This is a genomic window from Amycolatopsis sp. NPDC114505, assembly GCF_055633615.1.
On the sequence record NZ_JBVKDV010000001.1, the window covers coordinates 3,167,506 to 3,190,766 of the forward strand.

General features: G+C 71.9%; 21 protein-coding genes and 1 pseudogene. 12 read left to right on the forward strand and 10 right to left on the reverse strand.

What is annotated here, in order from left to right; all coding sequences use genetic code 11:
• Positions 1 to 93: 93 nt before the first annotated feature.
• Positions 94 to 4,104 (forward strand): alpha-(1->3)-arabinofuranosyltransferase, encoded by a 4,011-nt coding sequence (locus ACZ7OU_RS15725; protein ID WP_470255512.1) that lies wholly within the window; start codon positions 94 to 96, stop codon positions 4,102 to 4,104.
• Positions 4,105 to 4,131: 27 nt separating this feature from the next.
• Here ACZ7OU_RS15725 and ACZ7OU_RS15730 read toward each other — a convergent pair whose 3' ends face one another.
• Positions 4,132 to 5,367 (reverse strand): lipopolysaccharide biosynthesis protein, encoded by a 1,236-nt coding sequence (locus ACZ7OU_RS15730; RefSeq protein WP_470255513.1) that lies wholly within the window; start codon positions 5,365 to 5,367, stop codon positions 4,132 to 4,134.
• Between the two features lie 70 nt (positions 5,368 to 5,437).
• On the opposite strand from ACZ7OU_RS15730, the gene ACZ7OU_RS15735 reads away from it, so the two are divergent.
• The 3 genes from ACZ7OU_RS15735 to ACZ7OU_RS15745 are packed head-to-tail and all read left to right on the forward strand — an operon-like array spanning position 5,438 to position 8,369.
• A complete protein-coding gene (locus ACZ7OU_RS15735; protein ID WP_470255514.1) occupies positions 5,438 to 7,120 on the forward strand; it encodes an MmpA family trehalose lipid delivery protein in 1,683 nt (560 codons plus the stop codon).
• Between the two features lie 3 nt (positions 7,121 to 7,123).
• Positions 7,124 to 7,306 carry a hypothetical protein gene (locus ACZ7OU_RS15740; protein WP_470241236.1) on the forward strand — a complete coding sequence of 61 codons (183 nt, stop codon included), beginning with the start codon at positions 7,124 to 7,126 and terminating at the stop codon, positions 7,304 to 7,306.
• A gap of 4 nt (positions 7,307 to 7,310) precedes the next feature.
• Positions 7,311 to 8,369, forward strand: coding sequence for a hypothetical protein (locus ACZ7OU_RS15745; RefSeq protein WP_470255515.1), 1,059 nt, complete (start codon positions 7,311 to 7,313; stop codon positions 8,367 to 8,369).
• Between the two features lie 70 nt (positions 8,370 to 8,439).
• Here ACZ7OU_RS15745 and ACZ7OU_RS15750 read toward each other — a convergent pair whose 3' ends face one another.
• Complete coding sequence (locus ACZ7OU_RS15750) at positions 8,440 to 9,579, reverse strand: glycosyltransferase family 4 protein (protein ID WP_470255940.1); 1,140 nt, start codon at positions 9,577 to 9,579, stop codon at positions 8,440 to 8,442.
• A 97-nt stretch (positions 9,580 to 9,676) separates the two neighbouring features.
• Between ACZ7OU_RS15750 and ACZ7OU_RS15755 the strand changes: the two genes are divergently transcribed.
• Positions 9,677 to 10,426 carry a class I SAM-dependent methyltransferase gene (locus ACZ7OU_RS15755; protein WP_470255516.1) on the forward strand — a complete coding sequence of 250 codons (750 nt, stop codon included), beginning with the start codon at positions 9,677 to 9,679 and terminating at the stop codon, positions 10,424 to 10,426.
• Here ACZ7OU_RS15755 and pgfA read toward each other — a convergent pair.
• A complete protein-coding gene (gene pgfA, locus ACZ7OU_RS15760) occupies positions 10,423 to 11,490 on the reverse strand; it encodes a cell envelope lipid trafficking protein PgfA (RefSeq protein ID WP_470241233.1) in 1,068 nt (355 codons plus the stop codon). The genes ACZ7OU_RS15755 and pgfA overlap by 4 nt on opposite strands.
• A 271-nt stretch (positions 11,491 to 11,761) precedes the next feature.
• Between pgfA and ACZ7OU_RS15765 the strand changes: the two genes are divergently transcribed.
• Complete coding sequence (locus ACZ7OU_RS15765) at positions 11,762 to 12,253, forward strand: hypothetical protein (protein WP_470241232.1); 492 nt, start codon at positions 11,762 to 11,764, stop codon at positions 12,251 to 12,253.
• Between the two features lie 56 nt (positions 12,254 to 12,309).
• Here the strand turns inward: ACZ7OU_RS15765 and ACZ7OU_RS15770 are convergent, their stop codons facing one another.
• Positions 12,310 to 12,741 carry a MarR family winged helix-turn-helix transcriptional regulator gene (locus tag ACZ7OU_RS15770; protein WP_470255517.1) on the reverse strand — a complete coding sequence of 144 codons (432 nt, stop codon included), beginning with the start codon at positions 12,739 to 12,741 and terminating at the stop codon, positions 12,310 to 12,312.
• A gap of 61 nt (positions 12,742 to 12,802) precedes the next feature.
• Here ACZ7OU_RS15770 and ACZ7OU_RS15775 point away from each other — a divergent pair, with 61 nt between their 5' ends.
• Positions 12,803 to 13,915 (forward strand): FAD-dependent oxidoreductase, encoded by a 1,113-nt coding sequence (locus tag ACZ7OU_RS15775; protein WP_470255518.1) that lies wholly within the window; start codon positions 12,803 to 12,805, stop codon positions 13,913 to 13,915.
• Here the strand turns inward: ACZ7OU_RS15775 and ACZ7OU_RS15780 are convergent.
• The 4 genes from ACZ7OU_RS15780 to ACZ7OU_RS15795 form a co-directional block, all read right to left on the reverse strand.
• Complete coding sequence (locus tag ACZ7OU_RS15780; protein ID WP_470241229.1) at positions 13,912 to 14,118, reverse strand: helix-turn-helix domain-containing protein; 207 nt, start codon at positions 14,116 to 14,118, stop codon at positions 13,912 to 13,914. The genes ACZ7OU_RS15775 and ACZ7OU_RS15780 overlap by 4 nt on opposite strands.
• Positions 14,118 to 14,597: a DUF2975 domain-containing protein gene (locus tag ACZ7OU_RS15785; RefSeq protein WP_470241228.1), complete on the reverse strand. Its 480-nt coding sequence runs from the start codon at positions 14,595 to 14,597 to the stop codon at positions 14,118 to 14,120. Before ACZ7OU_RS15785 ends, ACZ7OU_RS15780 begins: the two co-directional genes overlap by 1 nt.
• 50 nt (positions 14,598 to 14,647) lie before the next feature.
• Positions 14,648 to 15,826, reverse strand: coding sequence for a PucR family transcriptional regulator (locus tag ACZ7OU_RS15790; protein WP_470241227.1), 1,179 nt, complete (start codon positions 15,824 to 15,826; stop codon positions 14,648 to 14,650).
• 104 nt (positions 15,827 to 15,930) lie between these two features.
• Entirely contained in the window at positions 15,931 to 16,296 is a 366-nt protein-coding gene (locus ACZ7OU_RS15795; protein WP_470255519.1) for a hypothetical protein, read from the reverse strand.
• Between the two features lie 10 nt (positions 16,297 to 16,306).
• Here ACZ7OU_RS15795 and ACZ7OU_RS15800 point away from each other — a divergent pair, with 10 nt between their 5' ends.
• The gene (locus ACZ7OU_RS15800; protein ID WP_470255520.1) at positions 16,307 to 18,250 is read left to right on the forward strand and encodes a glycosyl hydrolase family 28-related protein; all 1,944 of its coding nucleotides are present in this window, start codon (positions 16,307 to 16,309) and stop codon (positions 18,248 to 18,250) included.
• A gap of 23 nt (positions 18,251 to 18,273) precedes the next feature.
• Positions 18,274 to 18,741 carry a nitroreductase family deazaflavin-dependent oxidoreductase gene (locus ACZ7OU_RS15805; protein ID WP_470255941.1) on the forward strand — a complete coding sequence of 156 codons (468 nt, stop codon included), beginning with the start codon at positions 18,274 to 18,276 and terminating at the stop codon, positions 18,739 to 18,741.
• On the opposite strand, the gene ACZ7OU_RS15810 is transcribed toward ACZ7OU_RS15805, so the two are convergent.
• Positions 18,731 to 19,264, reverse strand: coding sequence for a GNAT family N-acetyltransferase (locus ACZ7OU_RS15810; protein WP_470255521.1), 534 nt, complete (start codon positions 19,262 to 19,264; stop codon positions 18,731 to 18,733). The two genes, ACZ7OU_RS15805 and ACZ7OU_RS15810, sit on opposite strands and share 11 nt — an antisense overlap.
• Before the next feature lie 85 nt (positions 19,265 to 19,349).
• On the opposite strand from ACZ7OU_RS15810, the gene ACZ7OU_RS15815 reads away from it, so the two are divergent.
• Both ACZ7OU_RS15815 and ACZ7OU_RS15820 read left to right on the forward strand, forming a co-directional pair.
• The gene (locus tag ACZ7OU_RS15815; protein WP_470255522.1) at positions 19,350 to 19,928 is read left to right on the forward strand and encodes a YdeI/OmpD-associated family protein; all 579 of its coding nucleotides are present in this window, start codon (positions 19,350 to 19,352) and stop codon (positions 19,926 to 19,928) included.
• A 213-nt stretch (positions 19,929 to 20,141) separates the two neighbouring features.
• A pseudogene (locus ACZ7OU_RS15820) lies at positions 20,142 to 21,481 on the forward strand (pyridoxal phosphate-dependent decarboxylase family protein).
• Here the strand turns inward: ACZ7OU_RS15820 and ACZ7OU_RS15825 are convergent.
• Entirely contained in the window at positions 21,475 to 21,867 is a 393-nt protein-coding gene (locus ACZ7OU_RS15825; protein ID WP_470255523.1) for a hypothetical protein, read from the reverse strand. The pseudogene ACZ7OU_RS15820 and the gene ACZ7OU_RS15825 sit on opposite strands and share 7 nt — an antisense overlap.
• Before the next feature lie 155 nt (positions 21,868 to 22,022).
• Between ACZ7OU_RS15825 and ACZ7OU_RS15830 the strand changes: the two genes are divergently transcribed.
• Positions 22,023 to 23,243, forward strand: coding sequence for a glycoside hydrolase family 18 protein (locus ACZ7OU_RS15830; RefSeq protein WP_470255524.1), 1,221 nt, complete (start codon positions 22,023 to 22,025; stop codon positions 23,241 to 23,243).
• Positions 23,244 to 23,261 lie beyond the last annotated feature (18 nt).

Below are 23,261 nucleotides of genomic sequence, written 5' to 3' on the forward strand. Positions count from 1 at the left end.
ATCTTCGAACGAGATGGCGCACCTGCCAGGAGTTCGGGGGACTCGGAAAATCGTCGGCACATCGTAGCCAGGTTTCCGCCTAGTATCTACCGGATGGTAACCGCCACCCGCGAACGGTCCCGGGACGACGCCCCGCCCTCGGGGGGTGCCCGGAAGTTCTCGGTGGCCGCGTTCTTCCGCCGGCCCAGCACGTGGATCGTGCTGGCGCTGACCACGTTGTCGTTCCTGCAGATGCCGGGGAAGACGACGTTCGACACGAAGCTCGACCTCGCCGTCGACCCGCTCGCCTTCCTCGGTCGCGCGCTGCACCTGTGGAACCCGCAAGCCACGGCGGGGGAGCTGCAGAACCAGGCGTACGGCTACCTCTTCCCGATGGGCCCGTTCTTCGGGCTGTGCCAGGCCGCCGGCGTGCCGGCGTGGATCGCGCAGCGGCTGTGGGGCGCGGTCCTGCTCTCGGCCGCGTTCGGCGGCGCCCTGCTGCTGGCGCGGGCGATGAAGCTCGGCACCGAACGCACGCGGCTGGTCGGCGCGCTCGGGTACGCGCTCGCGCCGCGCATGCTGACCGAAATCGGCGGTCTGTCCGCGGAGATGCTGCCCGCGGTGCTGCTGCCGTGGGTGCTGGTGCCGCTGGTCCGGGCCGGGACGATCGGCTCGCCGCGGCGGGCCGCCGGGCTGTCCGCCGTCGCCGTGCTGTGCATGGGCGGGGTCAACGGCGCGATGGTCGTGATGGCGCTCGTCCTGCCGGGACTGTGGCTGCTGACCCGCAAGTGGACGCGCCACCACGTCGAGCTGGTCCTGTGGTGGTTCGTCTTCGTCGTCGGCGCGACGCTGTGGTGGATCCTGCCGCTGCTGCTGCTCGGCGAGTACAGCCTGCCGTTCCTGGACTACATCGAGTCCGCGACGAACACGACCGCGCCGATGTCGCTGTTCGAGGTGCTGCGCGGGACCAACCAGTGGGTCGCCTACGTCGTGCAGGGCACGCCGTGGTGGCCGGGCGGCTGGTCGCTGATCGACAACCCCGTGCTGATGCTGGCGACCGGGCTCGTCGCCGGCGTCGGCCTGCTCGGGCTGACCCGGCGCGGCCTGCCCGAACGCCGGTTCCTGGTGCTGGGCGTCGTCACCGGCCTGACGCTGCTGACCATCGGCTACGTCGGCACGCTCGACAGCCCGCTCGCCGAGCAGGTCCGGCACCTGCTCGACGGGCCGCTCGCGCCGCTGCGCAACGTGCACAAGTTCGAGCCGGTGCTGCGGCTGCCGCTGATGCTGGCGTTCGTGCACGGCATCGCGAGCCCGGTCCGGGTGAAGTCCGCGCGCCGGTTCCTGCGGCCCGCGCTGGGCCTGCTGCTGGTGCTGGTGATGGCGGCGCCCGCGTGGCTGCTGAACCTGCGTTCCGGGCCGGGCTGGGACGACGTCCCCGGCTACTGGTACGACGCGATGGGCTACGTCGCCAAGGCCGACCCGAACGCCCGGACGCTGCTGCTGCCGGCCACCGGGTTCGGCGAGTACGAGTGGGGCCGCACGGTCGACGAGCCCGCGCAGGCGATCGCGAAGAGCCCGTGGGCGGTCCGCAACCAGGTGCCGCTGGGGTCCGAGGGCAACACCCGGCTGATGGACTCGGTCGACGCGGCGCTCGCCGACGGCCGTGGCGACCCCGGGCTCGCCGCGTTGCTCGCGCGGTCCGGCTACCGGTTCCTGCTGCTGCGCAACGACATCGACCGGGTACGGAACACCGCGCCGCCGATCGCGACGCTGCGCGCGGGGCTGGCCGGCTCGCCCGGCATCGGCAAGGCGGCGGAGTTCGGGCCGCTCGAGATCTACGAGGTCGAGCAGGCGGTGCCGCTCGCCACAGCGACGTCCACAAAGGACGTCCCGACGGTGAGCGGCGGCCCGGAGAACCTGCTCCCGCTGATCGACTCCGGCCAGCTCGACCCGGCGACGCCGACCGTGCTGACCGGCGACGGCGGTTCGCCCGGCGGACCGCGGCTGGTGACCGACGGCCTGCGCCGCGCCGAGCGGAACGTCGGCGGCGTGCGCGACAACCTCAGCCAGACCCTGACCGCCGGCGAGGCGTTCCGCCAGCAGCGTGCCGCCGGTGACGTCTTGCCGTTCCCGGGCGAGGAGCACCAGACCGTCGCCGCCTACCGGGGCATCCGCGCGGTGACGGCGTCGACGGCCGCGTCGTTCGCCGACGCGTTCGGCGGGTCCGACCCGGGGCACCAGCCGTTCGCGGCGATCGACGGCGACCCGCGCACGGCGTGGCACTCGTCGTCGTTCACCGGGCCGGTCGGCCAGTGGCTCGAGGTCGAGCTCGACACCCCGCGGCTGGTGAACGCGGTGGACCTGCAGATGGTGGACGACCTGCGCGTCGGCTGGCCGCCGACCCGGATCCGGATCACCACCGACAACGGCTCGGTCGACCAGCAGGTGATCCGCGGTGCCGGGGCGCACAGCTACACCGTCGCCGCCGGCGTCACCCGCAAGGTCCGGATCACGCTGCTGTCGCTGGTGGTCGGGCGGCAGGACGGGAACGTCGGCATCGCGGAGCTCGCCATCCCGGGCACCGAGCCGCAGCGCGCGCTGGAAGTCCCGGCCGACCTGCCCGCCGGGCCGGCGCCGGGGTTCGCGTTCACGCGTGGCGCCCAGCCGCGGTACGCGTGCCTGCAGTCCGGTGACGCCGTGCGGTGCGACGCTTCCGCCGCGCGGGACGGCGAAGAGCCCGACGGCATCCGGCGGCTGTTCAGCACCCCGGCCGAGCAGACGTTCCTCGTCGGCGGCTCGGTGCTGCCGGCCGGCGGCGGCAAGAACCCGGTGCAGCTGCCGGGGGTCACGGTGGCGTCGACGTCGCAGCTGGCCGGCGACCCGGCGGCGGGCGGGTTCGCGGCGGTGGACGGCGACGCCGGCACGACGTGGCGTCCCGACGCGACCGACCTACGCCCGGCGCTCACCCTCGGCTGGACCGGTCCGAAGCAGATTTCGGGGCTGCACATCGGAGTTTCGCCGTCGAGCGGGGCTCGCGCGCCGCGGCAGGTGCAGCTGATCGGCCGGTCGGCGTCGCGCACGGTGCAGCTCGACGCGAGCGGGTCGGCGTCCTTCGAGCCCCTGGACACCGACCAGCTGCAGATCGTGCTGCCCGGGGACGACGACGACCCGGCGGCTCGTTCCGTGGTGGGGATCGGCAATCTCTCCCTCTCCGGTTCCGAGGGACTGCTGCCCGGACCGGACCCGGCGTTCACGGTGCCGTGCGGGTCGGGGCCGAACATCCACCTCGACGGGCTCGACTACCGGACGTCGGTCCAGGGGACCCTTTCCGACATCACCGCGCACCGGCCGCTGGCGCTGACGATGTGCCGCGACTCGGAGGGTGGGATCTCGCTGCCGTCCGGCGGGCACGAGCTGCGGACGGACCGGTCGGACTCGTTCGTCGTCCAGGACCTGTGGCTGCGTCCGTCGGTCCAGGCGGCGCCGGTCGTGCACCGCGCGGTGCAGGTGGAGAAGTGGGAGGCGGCGTCGCGGTCGGTGAAGGTGGCGCCGGGCGCGGAAGCGGTGCTGGCGGTCCCGGAGAACGCGAACGCGGGCTGGGTGGCCACTTTGGACGGCCGCGAGCTGACCCGCACCCGCGTCGACGGCTGGCAGCAGGCCTGGATCGTCCCGGCCGGTGCGGGCGGCGTGGTGTCACTCGCGTTCACGCCGGACTCGTCGTACCGGACGTCGCTGCTGATCGGCGCGCTGGCGGTTCTGCTGATGCTGGTGGGCGTCTTCTGGCCGGCCCGGCGACGGCCGTTCGCGGTGGCGGCGGGCGGCGCTCTGGTCCCGGTGGTGCTGATCGTGCTGCTGGTGGCGCTGGGCGGGATGCTGCCGGTGGTGCTGCTGATCGCGTGCCTGCTGGCGCGTCAGTTCTGGGAGCGGGCACCCCGGTACCTGGCGTTCGGCGGGATGGTCGTCGCGGCGGTGGTCTCGGTGACGGGCCGGGTGCTGGGCCACGGCCAGGAGTGGGCGTACGGCCCGGTGACGCAGGCGGCGCTGCTGCTGGCCGCGGCGGCGATGGTGGCGACGTGCGTGGACTGGTTCACCCGCAAGGAGAACCCCACGGAGCCGGCCAGCTAGCGCGGGTCGTGAGTGAGAAACAGTGTTCTAACCCTGTTTCTCACTCACGACATCCTGGCGACCGGCTACTCGGCGGGCCCGCAGCTCCAGCACGAACCCGGCGACCGCCAGCCCGCCGGCGCAGCAGGCAGCCACCGTCACCACCTGGGTCGCCGAGGCGTGCAGCCAGGCCGTGATCAGCACCGCCTCCACGCCCACCGCCGCCCACATCAGCACCGCCACCCGGCGGTCCCCGTCGGCCAGCCGCGCGTACAACAGGATCTGGACCAGCGCCAGCATCGACCCGGCCAGCGCGAACGGCCACACCGGCATCGTGCTCCCCGCGTACCGCGCGCCGCCGATCAGCGACAGCAGCGACGGCCCCAGCACCAGCGAAGCCAGCAGCACGACGGCGTCCAAAGACGCGCACACCGCCAACGCCACCGGCAGCACCCGCCGCCGGCCGGCCGAAGCCGCGAACCGGGGGAGCACCAGGACCCCCACCGCCTGCGGCAGCCAGTACGCGATCTTCGTGACGATCGCCCCCAGCGCGTACTCGCCGGCGGACGACGACGGCAGCGTGTGCCGCGCCAGCACGAGGTCCAGGTTCACCAGCAGCACCAGCGCCAGCATCGCCTGCGCCGTGTGGAGCACCTCGACGCCGTGGCGGTCGGCCCAGCGGGGGCGCGGGCGGCCGCAGACCTGCCAGCCCGCCACGACCACCGCCAGCGACCCGAGCGCCGTCCCCGCCAGCGCCCCCGTGGGAGTGCCCGTCACCAGCAGTCCCACCAGCGACCCGCCGACCTTGCCGGCACCTTCCAGGGCGATCAGCCCGGCCAGCAGCGCGAACCGGTGGCCGCCCTGCAGCAGCCCGTGGAACACCCCCAGCAGCGTCAACGGCCCGAGCGCGGCCGTCACCAGCAGCGCCGGCGTCAGCGAACCCAGGTGCAGCAGGAGCACCAGCAACGGGCTGAGCGTCAACGCCGCCGTCGCGACGATCCCGCTCGTCATCAACCCCAGCGCGAACAACGACCCCTGGGCGAGCGACGGCGAGCGCGCGACCCGCAGCGCCACCACCGTCTGCAGCCCCATCGCCGGGACGACGCCGATCACCAGCACCGCCAGCAGCGAGCTCAGCTCCCCGAACGCACCGGGCGCGAGGATCCGCGCGGCCGCGAGGCTCAGCACGTAGCTGCCCGCGTTGTTGCCCGCGAGCGCGAGCGAGACGAGGATCGCCGCGACCCGGTTACCGGTCCGGGCCGGCACTTCGGTGTCTAGGCTCAAGTTCGGGCTCCCGTTACCGGCGGGTAATTTCCAGGGACCATAACCGCGCGGACAGCGGAAAGGAAGGGCAGTGGACGCACCGAGCAGGCGGTTCGCGCTGCCCGTCGTATCCCTCCTGCTGGCGTTCGCCGTCTGCGCGCCGCTGCTCGGCCGCGGGTTCGTCCTCTCCTACGACATGGTGTTCGCGCCCCGGCAATACTTCGTGCCGGACGCCTTCGGGATCGGCGGCACGCTGCCGCGGTCCGTCCCGGCCGACGCCGCCGTCGCGCTGGCGACCACCGTGCTGCCCGGCGACATCGTCCAGAAGATCGTCCTGCTCCTGGCCATCTTCGCCGCCGCCCAAGGCGCCGGCCGGCTGGTCCCGACCGAACACCTGGGCACGCGGCTCGTCGCCGCGACCGCGTACGCGTGGACGCCGTACGTCGCGGAGCGGCTGTTCATCGGGCACTGGCCGCTGCTGCTCACCTACGCCTGCCTGCCCTGGATCGTGCGTGCCGGGCTCGCCGCCCGGAAGCACGAGCCGAACGCCCTGCCGAGGCTGGTGCTCGCGTGCGCTCCGGCGGTGCTGACGCCGCCGGGCGGGGTGCTCGCCGCCGTCGTCATGGCCGTCGCCGCCGGGTCCCGCCGCCTCTGGCAGACCGTCGCGATCGCCATCGTGCTCAACCTGCCGTGGCTGGTCCCGACGTTCCTCGACGCCGGCGGCACGTTCTCCGACCCGGCCGGTGTGACGGCGTTCAGCGCCCGCCCCGAAAGCTGGGGACCGGCGCTGCTCAGCGTGCTCGGCCTGGGCGGAATCTGGAACGCCGAAACGGTGCCCGGCAGCCGGTCCATGCCGCTCATCCCGGTCCTGACGCTGATCGTCGTCGCCATCGCGGTGGCCGGCCTCCGCCCGCTCACGCAGCGGTGGGGGAAAGCGCCCGCCCGCTCGTTGTTCGGCCTCGGTGTCGCGGGCGTGCTCCTGGCGTCACTGGCGACCCTGCCGGGCGGCGACGCGCTGCTGTCCGCGGCCACCCGGCACGTGCCCGGCGCCGGACTCCTGCGTGACGCCCAGAAATGGGTCGCCTGGTGGGCGTTGCCGCTCGCGCTGGGCTTCGCGCTGGCCATCGAAGTCGCCGCGGCCAAGCTGAAAACCGAGCGGGGACGCGTCGCGCTCGTGACGGCGGCGGCGGTCTTCCCCCTGCTCACCATGCCCGACCTGGCCTGGGGCGGCTGGGGACGGCTCGGCACCGCGCAGTACCCGGCCGACTGGCAGGCGGTGTCCGAAGTGCTCGGTGACCGCCCCGGCGACGTCCTGACGCTGCCGCTTTCGGCGTTCCGCGGGTTCGCCTGGAACGACGACCGCACGCAGCTCGACCCGGCGCCGCGCGTCCTCCCGAAACCCGTGCTGATGGACGACACGCTCCAAGTGGGACAGGAGCGCGTCGTCGGGGAGGACCCGCGCATCGGCGACGTCCGGGCCGCGACGTCCGCCCGTGAGCTCACCGACGCGGGTATCGGCTGGATCCTCGTCGAGCACGGGACTCCCGGCTACGTGGACTCGCGGTTGCTCGCCGACGCGACACCGGTGTGGTCGGGTGAGTGGCTGACGCTCTACCGGACCCCGGGTGTGCCCGCGGTGAAAGCGATCTCGTGGGCGCCGGCCTTGCTGGCGAACGGAGTAGCGCTCGCGTCGCTGTGCGTCGCACTGTTGTGCCGCATGTTACCGATGCGTACATTGGGCCGCGGCAGGAGTTCCCCGCCGCAGAAGGAGTGACACGTGGGCACGATCATCGGCGTGGTCGCCGCCGTCATCATCGGAGGCGGTCTGGCGACCGGAGCGGGGTTCGCCCTCACGCAGGGCGCCGACCCGGACAGCGCGGCCCAGGTGCAGGAAAAGCTCAACGCGCAGGTGAAGTACAACCCGGCCGACCACCCGAACAAGCTCTACGGGAACCGCTGACGCGGTGACCCGGCTCGCCTCCGACCACGCGCACCGCGTCGTCGGGCTCTACGGCGACCCCACCGTTTCCTGGAGCATCCTCCTCGAAGCGGACCTCGGCACGCCCGCACCCGAACCGGAGAAGCTCCGCGCCCGGCTGGCGGCCGCCGTCCAGCAGCACCCGCATCTCGGTGCCGTGCCCGAAATCGAGCCGGCCACCGACCTGCCGGCCACTCGCGACCGCTTCGCTTCGGCGCCCTACGAACGAACCGCGCCGCTTCTGCGCGTCGGCGTCGGCGAATCCACGTTGCTCATCGCCGCACACCACGGCGCCCTCGACGGCTTGGGGCTGCTTTCGCTGCTCGGCGTCCTCCTCGACGTCCCGGTTTCCTCGGCGGCGAAGGGGATCGGCGAACGCGCCGGCGGCAAACCCTTTGCCCTTTCGGCCGTCCAGCGGCTCGCTGAGGCGCTTTTCGCGCCCCCGGGCCGGATTACGCCGGACCGGGCGGCCCCGGCGTCGGGTGACGTCTTCTGCGCCCGGCACGAGCCACGGCTGCGCCTGGGGGCCGCGGGGTTCGTCGCGGCCGCCGCCCGCGCCGCCGAAAGCTGGAACCGCGCGCACGGCGCCCGCACGGCCCGCGTGGTGGCCGCGCTGGGCGCGTCGTGGCGTTCGGGTGCGGCGCCGGAACCAGTCCACGACAGCGCGTTCTTCCGCCTGCGGCTCAAGCCCGGCGCGGACGTGGCCGCGGTGCTCGGCGCCCAGGAGCCCGAGCCGGACTTCCCGGCCCGCAGCAGCAGGTTCGCCCGGCTGGGCACGCGCCTGCTGGCGAGCCGCCTCGGCTCGACGTTCCTGGTGTCCAACCTGGGCGTGGTGTCCACGGGGGACACGGTGCGCTCGTTGGCGTTCTACCCGGCCGCGAGTGGACGTTCAGGCGTGGCGTTCGGCGCGGCGACCACCGGCGGGACGACGACGGTGACGGTCCGGGCCCGCCGGCGCGACTTCGACGCGCCCGCAGCGGCTCGGCTGTTGGAGGAGTTTCGCGCCGCCGTTCAGGAGGCCAGCGCGGGGCCGCGCGCGTCCTGATTCAGGACCCGCCGCCGCGACTTCGACGCTCTGCGGCGGCCTGGCCGCTCGGCGAGTTCCGCGGCGCTGTTCAGGAGGCCAGCGCCGGTCCGCGCGCGACCTGACCCAGGACCCGCCGCCGGGGCGCCGGAAGCCCGGAGACGTCCTGGACCAGCGACTCGAACTGCCCGACGCTCACGTCCCAGCTGAACCGCCCGGCCCGCTCGGCCCCGGCCAAGCCCATCTCCGCCCGTCGCAAGCCGTCGGCGAGGAGGCCGTCGACCTGGGCGGTGAAGTCGTCGAAGTCCTCGGCCAGCAGGCCGGTGCGACCCTCCACGATGGACTCGGCCACGCCGCCCGCCGCGCGGTAGGCCACCGACGGCACGCCGTGCGCCGCGGCCTCCATGATGACGATGCCCCAGCCCTCCTTCACCGACGGGCACAGGTGCAGCCACGACCGCGCGAGGATCTCGTGCTTGGCCTGCTCGTCGACCCAGCCGTGCAGGACCACGCGGTCCGCGACCCCGCGCGAAGCCGCGTGCTCGCGCAGCACCTCGTCCCACGGCCCCTGGCCCACCACCTCGAGCTTCAGCGAGGGCCAGCGCCGCGCGAGCTGCGCGACGACGTCGATGGCGTGCTCGATCCGCTTGTGCGGCACCAGCCTGCTCACCGCGACCAGCGTCGGCGAAGCGTCCCGTTCGGACGTGCACACCGGCGGCGTGTCCAGGCCGTTCGGCACCACGGTCACCCGCGAACGCTCGATCCCGAGGCCCGCCAGCTCCGCCTTGGTGACCTCGGAAACCGTGGCGTACCGGCACTTCCGGAACAGCCACGGCGCCAGCCGCGACTCGATCCACCAGCCGACCCGGCCCAGCGTCTCGCCGAGCGCGCTGATCCACTGTTCCTTGTGGACGTGGTGCACGAGCACCAGCACGGGACAGCCGGCGACCAGCCTCGCGAAGAACGGCATGCCGTTCTGCACGTCGACCACCAGGTCGGCGCGGGCCCGGCGGATCGCGCGCAGCGCGTGCGCGTACACGCCGAACTTGTTGCCGCGGCGCCGGTAGCGGACGCCGTCACGCCATTCGCCGTCGGTCGCGCCCGGGTAGGCGGCGCACTGGATTTCGACCCGGTACCCGGCTCTCGCGAGCCCTTCGGCCATCCGCTCGACGTACCGCTCCGACCCGCCGCCTTCGGGGTGGCCGGTGTCGCGCCAGTTGACGAGGAGCACTCGAGGTCGTTCCATCGGGTTATCCAAACTGTAGCGACGATGCTAGGTTACCGGTGCGTACACAGTAGAGGAACGTATTCGGGAAAGCGACGGTTCAATGGTAGGCAATCCGGTTCTCGACCGGCCTCATCGGGCCACGCTGAGTCGTTCCGTCACGCTCTTCCGCACCTTCCTGACCGAGCAGACCGACCCGGACGGCTTCTATTCGACGCTCGCCGCCGACTCGGTCCGGCAACTGGCGGCACACGCTCCGCTGTCCGGCCGTACCGTGCTCGACGTCGGCGGCGGACCGGGCTATTTCTCCGACGCCTTCCGCGCGGCCGGCGCGGTCTACCTCGGCCTCGACCCGGACGTCGGCGAGCTGTCCGCGCGCGGCGAGCCCGGCGAGAACATGATCCGCGCCAGCGGTACGGAACTGCCGGTGCGCAGCGGTTCCGTCGACGTCTGCTACTCGTCGAACGTGCTCGAGCACGTCAGCGAGCCGTGGGTGATGCTCGACGAGATGTGCCGGGTGACCAAGCCCGGCGGCACGGTCTTCGCGTCGTTCACGCCGTGGTACTCGCCGTGGGGCGGGCACGAGACCGCGCCGTGGCATTTCTTCGGCGGTCACTACGCCCGGCGGCGGTATTCCCGGAAACTGGGGAAGCAGCCGAAGAACAAATTCGGTGAAAGCTTGTTCCCGGTCTCGGTCGGCGGCGCGCTCCACTGGGCGAAGACGACGCCGCTGGCCGATTTAGTGGCCGGGTATCCGCGTTATCACCCGAGCTGGGCGATGTGGATCGTGCGGATTCCCGGCCTTCGCGAAATCGCCTCGTGGAATCTGGTCCTGGTGATGCGGAAGCGCTAGCTACCCGCGTAGGCGACCTGACGCCGCCGGTGCGACGTCGGGGGCTCCGGCGGGCGGCGGCGGGCCAGCAGGATGATCGCGACGATGATCAGCACGCCGCCGCCGATGCCGAGCCAGAGCGGGCCGGTGCTCGACAGGAACTCCAGCTTGCCCTTGTTCGCGTTCACCTGGTCGACCATCTGCGCGATGGTCTTGCCGTTGTAGGCGAGCGTCCCGTCGAACACGACCGTCGAGCTGCCGCTGGTGCCGACGCGCAGCTCCTGGTGCTGCTGTTGCTGCTGCTTGACCTGGATCCCGGTGACCGGCTCGACCCACATCGTGTTGACGCCGCGGTAGTAGAGGTCGGCGTCCACAGTGGCCTGGTCGGAGCCGACCAGCGAGCCGGGCACCTTCTTCGAGTCGAGCTTCGTGTCCGGGATGTCCTGGACGAACTTGTAGGTCTCGATCCCGTTCACCGTCTCGGTGCCGGTGTACCGGGCGGTGACGGCCGCGCCGGTGTTGTCGTCGTAGACCTTGTAGTCCTGCTGTTCGGTGCCGAAGGGGAACTTGAAGTTCAGGCCGGGCTGCGCCTTCTCGACGTTCGTCTCGGGCGGCTTCTGGCCGTCCTTGTCGGCCTTGTCCTTCAGCTCGGTGACGTAGCTGCTGGCGGCGTCGCACTGCGGGTTCGCCGCGCCGCGCGGCTCGTATCCCTCACCGGTGCGCCGGTCGAAGCAGACCTGGCGCTTGCTCGCGCTGAGCACCGTGTTGTCGGCGTCGTCGGTGACCTGCACCGCGAGCAGCCAGACCGCGTAGTCGGTGTCCGCCTGCATCTCCGGCGCGGCGAAGTTCGCCTGGACGTGCGCCACCGCGGTCAGCTTGGCGTTCTCGCGGATGTTCGACACCGGGCCGGAGCCGTCGTCGGTCACGGCGAGGACCTTGCTCGCGGTGCCTTCGAGCACCGACGTGGAGTCCTGGTCGAGCGGCACCTTGGCGAGCTTGGGGTAGACGTACGTGGGGAGGAGCACCGCCCCGGCGACCGCGAAAACGCCCAGTGCCAGCAAGATCAGGCCGAAAGCACGTCGCAACGGTCCTCCTGGGTAGTCTTCGTCGACACGCAAATTACCCGGCGGTAATCAGGTGCTGCGGATAGTGGCCCGCGCCACGCCGCGCGTCAAAGTGTGACCCGCGGTCACAGCCACCCGGTGCGACCGGAAGGTGGCATGTACGCCGCCGTTCGGACCAAGCGACCAAACAAGTTTGTTCCCGGGCACAACGGGCACGGGACCACCATCGGACGATCCTCCCTCCGCCGCGCCGTACCGCAAGGAGAAATTCCTTTTGCCCCAGGACCCCTCGATGGTCGCCATCGCGGCCACCGCGCGCTGGCGGGCCCGGATCGTGGCGGCGGCCGCGAGCGCGGGAATCACGCTGACCGACCCCCTGGCCGGCGTACCCGGCATCCGCGTGCTCGCCTGCACCCCGGGCGACCTCGCCGTGATCGTACCGAGACTCGGCGGCGAGCCGTCGCGAGCGGCGATCGGTGCGCATTCGGACTCGATCGCCGACCGCGAGCTCCGTGACGCGGTAGCCGACGTGGCGGCCCTGCTTTCCCTGCACGGCAACGTGGTGCTCGACCTCGACGCGGGCGGCCGCCGACGCCCGGCGACCCGTCCGGATGTGGTCGTCTCGGCCGGTGTGGACCGTCCCCAGTGGACGGAGCCGGCGGTGACCCTCCCGGTGGGGACGGGCCGGCGCGGGGGCCCGCTGACGGTGGCGCTCAGCGCGGGCCCCGGCTTCGAAGGCACGCTGCTGGAGCTGGCGAGACTGGTGGAGGCGGATGCGGCTTAGCCGGTCTGCCGCGGCGGGTCGTGAGTGGGAAACCGCGTTAGAACACTGTTTCTCACTCACGACTCCTGTGCCACGAACCGGCTCAGCAGCTCGTGCAGCCGGCGCCGGTCGGGTTCGTCGAACCCCGCCAGCAGCCCCGTCATCGCCTCGCTGAAGCGCTCGTTCGCCTCCTCGAGCCGCCTCTTGCCCTCCTCCGTGATCACGATCTCGTACGCCCGCCGGTCACTCGCGGAACGCTGGCGCCGCAGGAGGTTGCGGTGCTCCAGGTCGTCGACGATGCGGACCAGGGTGGACTTGTCGACCCCGAGGGCCGCGCCGAGCTCGCGCTGGCTGCGGAGCCCGCCGGCCAGGACCGCCGACAGCACTCCGGCGTGCTGCAGCTCGATGCCGGTCGGCCGCGCCGCGTCGTTGGCGTGGGCGCGGGCCAGCCGGTGCGCGCGGTTGAGCAGCATCCCGATGGCGCTCGGGTCGACGGGTTGAGCCTCCATGGCCGGAATGCTAGCATCCGAGACGGTCTCACTTGAGACCATCTTACCTCGGGGGTAAATCGTGCGAGTACTCATCAGCGGGGCCGGTCTGGCCGGCCCGTGCCTGGCCCACGGCCTGCGCCGGCACGGCGTCGACGTCCTGCTCTTCGAACGCGACGCCGCGGTCGACGCCCGCGCGCAGGGCTACCGGATCCACATCGGCGGCGACGGCGACGCGGCCCTGCGCGAGTGGCTGCCCGCCGAGGTCTACGAACAGGCCGCCGCGACGTCCTGCCGGACCGGGCGCGGGGTCACGGTGGCCGGCCCCGAGCTCGGGACGTTCACCGAGATCCCGCTGCCGCCCACCGTCGGCGGGCTCACGGTCGACCGGCTGACGCTGCGCCGGATCATGCTGCGCGACCTGGCCGGCTGCACGCGCTTCGGCACCGAGTTCGCCGGCTACACCCTGCTCGACGACGGCCGGGTGCGAGTCCGCTTCGCCGACGGCACCACCGAAGTCGGCGACCTGCTGGTCGCCGCCGACGGCGTCGGCTCCGGCATCCGGCGGCAGCTGCTGCCGGACTTCCCGGTGACCGTCGACGACCACCGGCTGATCTACGGCCGCACGCCGCTGGTCGGCGAAGCCCGCGACCTGACCCCGGACGCGGCGCTCGAAGGCTTCCTCGGGGTGGCCGGCGCGGACGGCCGCGGGCTCGTCCTCGCCGCCCAGCGCTTCCGGCGCGACCCGGCCGAGTTCGGCTTCCCGCCGGGCCAGGACTACGTGATGTGGGCCGCGGGCGCCCCGTCGGCCACGTTCGGCCCGGACCTCTTCCGGCTGGGCGCCGGGGAGCTGATCGACCTGGCGGCGCGGACGCTCGCCGGCTGGCACCCGTCGCTGACCGCGCTGATCCGCCTGAGCGACCCGGCCTACGTCGTGCCGTCGAGCGTCTACACCGCCGAAAGGCCCGAGCCGTGGTCACCGGGCCCGGTGACCCTCGCCGGCGACGCGGCGCACCCGATGCCGCCCGCCGGCATCAGCGCGGGGGTGGCGCTGCACGACGCGGGCCTGCTCGCCGGCCGGCTGGTCTCGGGCGCACCGCTGCTCGACGCGGTCGGGGAGTACGAGAAGGAGATGCTCGACCACGGGTTCGCCGCGGCCGCCCAGGCCACCCGCCGCCACCGGGGCGAGCACTAGTCGTCGACCCACTCCAGGAGGTCGCCGGGCTGGCAGCCGAGCACCCGGCACATCGCTTCCAGCGTGCTGAACCGGACGGCCTTGGCGCGCCCGTTCTTCAGCACGGCGACGTTGGCCGGGGTGAGCCCGACCTTCTCGGCGAACTCCCCGACGCTCATCTTGTGCTTGGCCAGTTCGACGTCGATGCGCACGACGATCGCCATCAGATGACCGATTCCAGGTCGGTCCGCAGGGTGGTGGCCTGCCGCAGGAGGGCGCGCATGACGATCATCAGCAGGCCGAGCACGGTGATCCCGACGGTCACCAGGAACAGCAGCATCGGCATCCCCGGGTCGTCCGCGTTGAAGCCGACGAAGATCAGCATGCCGACGAAGACCAGCCACGCGGCGCCGATGGCCCAGACGATCGCGTCGACCCACTTCAGGGATGCGGTCGTGAAGATCCGGTCCTTCTTGACCAGCGTCAGCAGCTTCCAGGTCGCGACCAGCACCACCTGGACGCACAGCACGAGGAACACCGCGATGGCGGTCAGCGGCCAGCGCAGCGGAGCGTCGTGCGGGTTCTGGCTCGTCTGGTAGGCGATCCCGCCCGGCAGCGAGAGCGTCTGGAACACGAGGAGGACCCCGAACAGCACCACGAGGAACACCCGGAGCGCGGCAACCGCGCGTCTTTCGGTCAGCATGCGACGACTATCGCCGCTGATCTATCGAAAGTCAATCGGTAACTGTCGATCTACGATGGCTCCGGGTCCAGTCGCACCGATTCGAGGGCGACGTACAGCTCGCCGATGTCGACGGGGTCGGTCAGGTCGCGCTTGGTCAGGTCCTGCACGCGCCGCAGCCGGTAGCGGACGGTGTTGGGGTGCACGAACAGGCGGTCCGCGGCCTCCTTCGCCGAGCCGTGGCCGGCGAACCAAGCGAGCAGCGTGTCGAGCATGACCTTGCGTTCCGCGCCGGGCAGCGCGAGCACGCCGGCCAGCGCGGACCTCACGACGTCGCGGGCCATCCCCGGCGCGGCGGCGACCAGCGTCGTCACGGGCGAGTCGCCGAACACCACCACGCCCGCGGTCGCCGACGGCAGCGAGCGGCGGGCGATCCGGGCCCGGTGCAGCGCGTCCGGGACGTCGGGGAACCCGCTGAACGGCCTGCTCATCCCGGCCGCGACCGGCAGCGACCCGAGCACTTCGCGCAGCCGCCGGACGTCCTCGATGCGGTCGATCGCCACCAGGCCCGCCTCGCCGCCGGGCCGCCAGGCCGAGCGCCAGCGGCGGGCCCGCAGCAACGCCTCGACGGTGTCGTGCTCGTCGGGCTCGACGCGCTCGGTGACCACGACGACGAACATGCCCGCGGTCGGCAGGCCCAGGTCCCGGGCGGCGGCCTCCATGTCGGCCTGGGTGGTGAGCCGGCCGCGGAACAGGTCGTCCAGCCGTCGCGCGTCGGCGTGCGACGGCTCGGCCGCGACCTGCTCGTACGCCGTGGTCAGGGCGTCGGAGTAGAGGTCGATCGCCTTCCAGACGTAGGAGTTGATCTCGATCGTCCGGGTGGGGTTGAGGAACTCCGGACCGGCGAGCTCGAGGAGCGCTTCGTAGACGAAGGTGCCGCCGATGCGGAACGCCCGCAGCACCGCGGGCAGCGGGATGCCTTGGCGCGCTTGGACGAGCCCGGTCTTGCGGGCGGCGTCGATGGCGAGGCCGCGGCCGTCGACCAGCGCGGTCAGCGCGCGCTCGAGGTTGGCCCGGCAGACCTGCCGCAGCTCACCGGGCGCGACGTGCTCCACCTGGCGGTAGAACTCGTCTTCTTCGCTGAGCAGCCGGGCGAGGCGGTCGGCGAACTCGGGCAGCCTGGTCAGCATTTCGCGGACCAGTTCGCGGTGTTCGCGAGGTACCGGCCTGGCCAGAGCTTCGATGCCCATTCCTCACTTTAGCTCGGGTCCGAGGCCCGGGACACGTACGAACTTGAGTAAAATTCATGTCCAACGAGTAATCGGCCTGGTGAGCGGTTGACGCCACGATCGACTCACGAAGACTTGCACGCGGTGAAGTAGACGTGCGGCTCGGGCCCGGCATCGGGGTGATCGGGAACGAACAGCGCTTGCTCTTCGCGGACGATCTCCAGGCCGGCCGCGGTGAGCAGGTCGGCGACCGGGCGCCCGGTCCCCGAGCCGAGGTCGAGAACCTTCGCTGCCGGAGTGAGCCGTTCGGCCAGCGCCGTGATCGCGGCCCGCTGCCCGGCCAGGCGCCAGACGTTCGATTGCGCAACTTCCGTACTAGTATCTGCAATTATCGAGTAAGTTCCAGCAAAACCTTGTGCAGCGAGTAATTCGCGACCTACTCTTCCGCGGCACTCCACTCGAGAATCGAGGTCCGCGATGGCGCGACGCACCTTCGGAACCGTGCTAGTCGCGGTCGTCACCCTGCTTTCGGTGGCCGCACCCGCGTCGGCCGCCGCGGCCCGGCCGGTCGTGACGCGCGCCGCGCTCGACCCCGCGCTCGTCGCCGGGCGGGGCGCGAGCGTCGGCTTCCTCGAGCAGGAGGCGGAGAACGCGCGTACCGACGGCGTCGTGATCGGCCCGGACCGCTCGGCCTACACGCTGCCGTCCGAAGCGTCCGGGCGCCGGGCGGTCAAGGTGACGCCGGGGCAGTACGTCGAGTTCACGCTGCCGGCCGCCGCGAACGCGATCACCGTCCGCTACAGCATCCCGGACGCGCCCGGCGGTGGCGGAATCACCGCGCCGCTGGACGTCACCGTGAACGGTGCGCACCGGCAGCGGATGACGCTGACCTCGCAGTACTCCTGGCTGTACAACCAGTACCCGTTCACCAACGACCCGAACGCGGATCTGCTGCACCCGGACTGGTGGATCACCGAGTGCTCGTGCGTGCCCGCGGCGACCACCCCGGCGCCGGTGATCGCGAAACCGTTCCGCCCCAGCCACTTCTACGACGAGCAGCGGCTCCTGCTCGGCCGTTCGTACCGGGCGGGGGACAAGGTCCGGCTCACTGTCCCGGCCGGGAGCGCGGCCGCGTGGACGGTCGTCGACCTGCTCGACTCCGAGCAGGTCGCGCCGCCGCGGGTGGTTCCGTTCGCGGCCAACGCGCTGCTCTTCGGCGCCGACCCGACGGGCCGCCGCGACTCGGCCGACGCCCTCGACCGCGCCATCTCCTTCGCGCGGCGCGCTCACCTCAAGGTGTACCTGCCGCCCGGGACGTACCAGGTCAACCGGCACATCGCCGTCGACGACGTCACGATCGAAGGCGCCGGTAGCTGGTACACGATCGTCAAGGGCCACGAGGTGGCGCTCGGCACCCCGGCGCCCGACGGGTCGGTGCACACCGGCGTCGGCTTCTACGGCGACCACGCGTCGAACGTCCACCTCTCGGGCTTCGCGATCGAGGGCGACGTCCGGGAACGCGTCGACACCGACCAGGTCAACGCGATCGGCGGCGCGCTCAGCGACTCCACTGTGGACTCCCTGTACCTCCACCACACGAAGGTCGGCCTCTGGTTCGACGGGCCGATGCGCAACACGCGCGTCACGAACAACGTCATCGCCGACCAGGTCGCCGACGGCCTGAACTTCCACACGGGAGTGACGGACTCCCTGGTGCGGAACAACTTCGTCCGCAACACCGGCGACGACGGACTGGCCATGTGGTCGGAGAAGACCCAGGACGCGCGGAACACGTTCGACCACAACACCGTCCAGACGCCGGTGCTGGCCAACGGGATCGCGCTGTACGGCGGCGTCGACAACACGGTCTCGGGCAACCTGGTCGCCGACCCGATCCGCGAAGGCAGCGCGATCCAGGTGGGCTCGCGGTTCGGCGCCGAGGCCTTCGGCGGGACGCTGCGGATCGCGGACAACACGACCGTGCGGGCGGGGACGTTCGAGCTGAACTGGAAGATCGGCCTCGGTGCGATCTGGTTCTACGCGCTGGAGCAGGACATCGCCGCGGACGTCTCGGTGGCCGGCGACCACTTCCTGGACAGCACGTACAACGCGATCATGCTGGTCAGCGACTTCCCGGTGAAGGACAAGTACACGATCACCGGGCTGAAGTTCGCGGACCTGCGCGTCGACGGCACCGGGACGTCGGTGCTGAGCGCGCGGTCGGCCGGGTCGGCGTCGTTCCGGAACGTCGACGCGCGCAACGTCGGCGCGGTGGGCGTCAACAACTGCGGGTCGTTCAACTTCCCGCCGACGGGGTCGGAGTTCGCGCTGACGGACCTCGGTGGCAACGACGGCGGCTGGCTCGCGCCGTGGCTCCTGCCGAACACGATCACCTGCGACGACCGGCCGCCGGTCGTGCCACCGCCGGCGCCGTCGGGGTGGTGACCTAGGGTTCGACCGTGGCTGGTTTGCGGGGTGTCTTCGCGGGGTTCGGCAAGAGCAAGGCGTTCGCGGTGCTCGGGCGGGCGCTCGTGCCCGCCGACCGGGTGCTGCTGCGCATCAGCGGCGGCCGGGTCGGCGTCGGCGCGGCCGTCGGGCTGCGGACGCTGCTGCTCACGACCGTCGGGCGCCGCAGCGGCGAACCCCGGCAGGTGCCGCTGCTGTACGTCGAGCGCGCCGGCGGGTACGTCGTCATCGGCTCCAACTGGGGCGGCGAAGCGCACCCGGCGTGGTCGGCGAACCTGCTGGCCCAGCCGAAGGCGGCGGTCGCGATCGGCGGCCGGACCGTCGAGGTCACCGGACGGCACCTGACCGGCGGCGAGCGTCAGGAGATGTGGGACGCCGTCGCGTCGTACTGGCCGGCCTACGACCGCTACGCCGTGCGCGCCGGCGACCGCGAAATCCGCGTCTTCCTGCTGGAGCCGGTCAGCCGATGAGGTCGGTGTGCCGGATCCGGTACACCTGCAGCCGCAGGTTGTAGTACTTCTCCGTCTCGCCGACCCACTGCATGCCGAGCCGCTTCGCGACGGCGATCGCGCGGGTGTTGTTCGGCCGTGCGACGGCGAACAGCTCCTCGGTGTCCTGAGTGAAGGCCCACTCGATCAGCGCGGTGGCCGCCTCCGACGCGTAGCCGTGGCCCCAGGAGCCGGGGCTGAGCTGCCAGCTCAGCTCGAGGTCCTCTTCGAACGGCGGCAGCAGCCGGATGCCGAGCCCGCCGATCACCACGCCGTCTTCCTTGCGCTCGACGGCCCACCGCCCCCGCGGCGGCGGCAGGTTCGGCTGCGTCTCCTGCCAGGCGTGCAGCACCGAACGCATCGCGCCGACATCACCGACGCGTTCCATGGCCGGGGTGAGCCAGTGCGTCACGTCTTCCGCGCCGTAGATGTCGAACGCGGCTTCGGCGTCGTCCACCGTCCAGTCCCGGATCACGAGCCGGTCGGTGTGCAGCGGGGTCTCCATACCAGGACGCTACGCCGCGCGGTGCCCGATTGTTCCCGGGTCAAAGTGCTCAGAAGATGAACACTTCACCCCCGACGATGTGGGCATGGAGACTTTGGAAGGAATTGCGGTGCTGAAGGTCACGTCGGTGGCGCAGTGGCGGCAGTGGCTGGCGGCCCCACCGGAGCGGGCGGTGTGGCTGGTGATCCGCCGGGCGGCGAGCGCGGAGCCGGGCGTGCTGGTCCACGAGGCGATGGAGCAGGCGCTGTGCTTCGGCTGGATCGACAGCAAGGCGTTGAAGCGCGACGGTTCGAGTACTTATTTGTGCTTCACGCCGCGGAATCCGCGGAGTACGTGGAGCAAGGTCAACCGTGAGCGGGTGGTCAGGTTGACCGGCGCCGGTTTGATGACGCCGGCGGGGCAGGCGGTGGTCGACTCGGCTCGGCGGACGGGGACTTGGGATGTGTTGGCTGAGGCGCAGGACGGAGTGGTGCCGCCGGATCTGGCGGGGGCGTTCGACGCTGTCGCGGCGGGGCACTTCGCCGCGTTCCCGCCGTCGTCGCGGAGGTTGATTCTGGAGTGGATCGCGAAGGCCAAGCGCCCGGAGACCCGGCAGCGCCGGATCGCGACGACGGTGGAGCTGGCGAGGGAGAACCGCCGCGCGGCTCACCCGAAGGCAGCGTAGGCACGCGCCTTCGAGTTGCGGTGGCCGCCCCGCTCCCGGAAATCGGCGGCCGACCGCCGGCCTGCTCGGGCGATCCCGGCCCTCGGCGACCGAATCCGGCGGCCGTCCCGCTTGGCCGGGCGCCTCCGGCGATCGAGGTTGGCAGCCCGGCCCTCGGCGCCCGAATCCGGCGCCACCCCACCCGATCCGGCCTAAAGTCACCCCGTGGACGAACTGCGTGACCTCCTGGCCCGCGCCGCTGAGCTGGCCGCCGACCACCGGGCCTCCCTCGCCGACCGGCCGGTCGCCCGGGAAGTCGACCCCGCCGCCCTGCGCGCCGGCTTCGGGCAGCTCCGCGACACCCCCACCCCACCCGCCGCCGTCCTGGAAGAACTCGCGCGAGCTGCCGAACCCGGGCTCGTCGCCACCGCCGGGCCGCGGTTCTTCGGCTTCGTCGTCGGTGGCGCCCTCCCCGCCGCCACCGCGGCCGACGTCCTCGCCACCGGCTGGGACCAGAACGGCTTCAACGCCGTCCTCTCGCCCGCCGCGGCCGCCGCCGAAGCGGCCGCCGGGAGCTGGTTGAAGGAGCTGCTCGGCATCCCCGCGACCGCTTCCGCCGGCTTCGTCACCGGTGGGCAGGCCGCGAACACCGTCGGGCTGGCCGCCGCGCGGCACCACGTTCTCGCCGAGGCCGCTGGGACGTCGAGCGCGATGGGCTCGCCGGTGCTCCGCGCGTTCGCGTTCTCGCGAGCGAGGAGCGGCATGCCACCGTCGATCGCGCCCTGCGGCTGCTCGGCTTCGGGACCCGGGCCGTCGAGCCCATCGCAGCCGGGCCGCAAGGCGCCATCGACGTCGACGACCTCGCGAAGCGAGTCCAAGGCGGCCCGACGATCGTCTGCCTGCAAGCGGGCAACGTGAACACCGGCGCCTGCGACGACATCCGGGCCGTCCGCGCCGTCGCGAAGAACGCCTGGATCCACGTCGACGGCGCCTTCGGTCTCTGGGCCGCCGCCAACCCCGCCACGAAAGCGCTCCTCGACGGCGTCGAACTGGCCGACTCCTGGGCCTGCGACGGGCACAAATGGCTCAATGTCCCCTACGACTCCGGGTTCGTCTTCTGCGCGCGCCCCGAGGTCCACGCCGGGGCCATCGCCTACCGCGCCGCCTACCTGACCGGCGCCGGCGAGGTGTCCGGCATGGGCGACCTCACGCTGGAGTCGTCGCGCCGCGCCCGCGGCTTCGCGGTCTGGGCGGCGCTGCGGGAACTGGGCCGCGACGGCGTCGCCGAGCTCGTCGACCGCTGCTGCCGGCTCGCCCGCCGCTTCGCGCGCGCCCTGGCCGACGGGGGTGCCGAGATCGCCAACGACGTCGTCCTCAACCAGGTCCTGGTTTCCTTCGGCGACGACGCCCGGACCGACGCGATCATCGACCGGATTCAGCGCGACGGCACCTGCTGGCTCGGCGGAACCACCTGGCGTGGCCGCCGGTACCTACGGATTTCGGTGTCCAACTGGACGACGACGGAAGCCGACGTCGACCGTTCGGCCGCCGCGATCCTCCGTCTGGCTCAGTAGCCTTCGCGCACCGAAAGAGTGTCCGTCCGCCAGGCGATCCGCTTCTCCTTGCCGGTGGGCCAGCTCGACGAGAGCCGCCGCCGGACGCTGCCGAGTGAGCCCAGGCGCACCAGGTCGACGCGGGATCCCTGCGCCGCCAACGATGTCACCTCGGCGGGGGTGAGCGGGACGAAGTCGAAGTACTGCGCGTCCTCGCCGCCGGTCCAGTCGACGAACTCCGTGAAGATCGCGGCGAACGCCTGGCCGCATTCCGGGCACACGCGTAGCGAGATGCCGAAATGCGACTGTTCGACCAGGCGGTGGGTCTCACGCAGGCGGGTCGTGCAGAAAGCCAGCGCGGTCAGGGCGTCTTCGCCGGAGCAGCGCGCGCAGCCGAACTCGGTCATCGGCTGATCCTCCCACGCGTGAATCCGCACCCGGCTCCGGGGGTACCGAGAAACCCTTTGACCACAACGATTGACCCTGGTTCACAGTGGTCTGGACCTGTTAGCCTCACCGCGTCCGACCGGCCGGCTCGCCGAAGGAGAGTTCCTTGCTTCGCATGAGAAAACGCATTGCCGTCGCCGCGCTGGCGTTGGCCGGCGCCTCCCTTGTCGCACCGCCCGCCGCCGAGGCCGGGCCGGACCGGAGTGGACAGTCCCAGGGCAAGGTGATGGCCTACTTCGCCGACTGGGACGTCTACGCCCGCAACTACCACGTCAAGGACATCGAGACGTCCGGTTCGGCCGCGAAGCTGACCCACATCAACTACGCGTTCGGCAACGTGACGGGCGGCGGCTGCGCCGTCGGCGACCCGTGGGCCGACCACGACATGCCCTACGACGCCACCATGAGCGTCAACGGCCAGGCCGACAGCACCGAGCCCGGCGCGCTGCACGGCAGCTTCAACCAGATCCTCCAGCTCAAGAAGCTGAACCCGAAGCTGAAGGTGCTGTGGTCCTTCGGCGGCTGGACCTGGTCGGCCGGCTTCACCGAGGCGGCGAAGAACCCGGCCGGGTTCGCCGAGTCCTGCTACAACCTCGTCAACGACCCCCGCTGGGCCGGCGTCTTCGACGGCATAGACATCGACTGGGAGTACCCGAACGCCTGCGGCAACACCTGCGACGCCAGCGGGCCGAAGGCGTTCACGGCCCTGGTCAAGGCGCTGCGCGACAAGTTCGGGCACAAGCAGCTCGTCACCGCCGCGATCACCGCGGACGGTTCGAAGAACGGCAAGATCGACGCCACCGACTACGCCGGGGCGAGCCGCTACCTCGACTGGTACAACGTGATGACCTACGACTACTTCGTCGCGGGCGGCCAGCCGACCGGGCCCACCGCGCCGCACTCGCCGCTGCGGTCCTACCCGGGCATCCCGACCGCCGGGTTCTACGCCGACGCGGCCATCCAGAAGCTGCGCCACCAGGGCGTGCCGTCGTCGAAGATGTTGCTGGGCCTCGGGTTCTACGGCCGCGGCTGGGACGGCGTCACGCAGAAGCAGCCCGGCGGCACCGCCACCGGACCCGCGACGGGCACCACGACCGGCGAGGACGGCGTCGAGAACTACAAGGTGCTGAAGACGACGTGCCCGGCCAACGGCAAGATCGCCGGTACGGCGTACGCGAAGTGCGGCTCGCAGTGGTGGAGCTACGACACGCCCGAGACGGCGTCGGCCAAGGCCGGCTACGCGAAGTCGCAGGGGCTGGGCGGCGTGTTCGCCTGGGAGCTGTCGGGCGACACCGCGAACGCGGAACTGCTGCGGGCCATCGCCGGCCGCTGCTGACCACGAACTGGAGGGCCC

What these genes read in the sequence shown, in the direction of transcription:
- ACZ7OU_RS15780 (WP_470241229.1), bottom strand. Translation starts at nt 14,118, where the DNA reads ATGGCGATCGTCGTGCGCATCGACGTCGAACTGGCCAAGCACAAGATG.
- ACZ7OU_RS15790 (WP_470241227.1), bottom strand. Translation starts at nt 15,826, where the DNA reads ATGGGCATCGAAGCTCTGGCCAGGCCGGTACCTCGCGAACACCGCGAA.
- ACZ7OU_RS15825 (WP_470255523.1), bottom strand. Translation starts at nt 21,867, where the DNA reads ATGACCGAGTTCGGCTGCGCGCGCTGCTCCGGCGAAGACGCCCTGACC.
- ACZ7OU_RS15830 (WP_470255524.1), top strand. Translation starts at nt 22,023, where the DNA reads ATGAGAAAACGCATTGCCGTCGCCGCGCTGGCGTTGGCCGGCGCCTCC.
- ACZ7OU_RS15755 (WP_470255516.1), top strand. Translation starts at nt 9,677, where the DNA reads ATGGTAGGCAATCCGGTTCTCGACCGGCCTCATCGGGCCACGCTGAGT.
- ACZ7OU_RS15785 (WP_470241228.1), bottom strand. Translation starts at nt 14,597, where the DNA reads ATGCTGACCGAAAGACGCGCGGTTGCCGCGCTCCGGGTGTTCCTCGTG.
- ACZ7OU_RS15725 (WP_470255512.1), top strand. Translation starts at nt 94, where the DNA reads ATGGTAACCGCCACCCGCGAACGGTCCCGGGACGACGCCCCGCCCTCG.
- ACZ7OU_RS15810 (WP_470255521.1), bottom strand. Translation starts at nt 19,264, where the DNA reads ATGGAGACCCCGCTGCACACCGACCGGCTCGTGATCCGGGACTGGACG.
- ACZ7OU_RS15815 (WP_470255522.1), top strand. Translation starts at nt 19,350, where the DNA reads ATGGAGACTTTGGAAGGAATTGCGGTGCTGAAGGTCACGTCGGTGGCG.
- ACZ7OU_RS15765 (WP_470241232.1), top strand. Translation starts at nt 11,762, where the DNA reads ATGGTCGCCATCGCGGCCACCGCGCGCTGGCGGGCCCGGATCGTGGCG.
- ACZ7OU_RS15770 (WP_470255517.1), bottom strand. Translation starts at nt 12,741, where the DNA reads ATGGAGGCTCAACCCGTCGACCCGAGCGCCATCGGGATGCTGCTCAAC.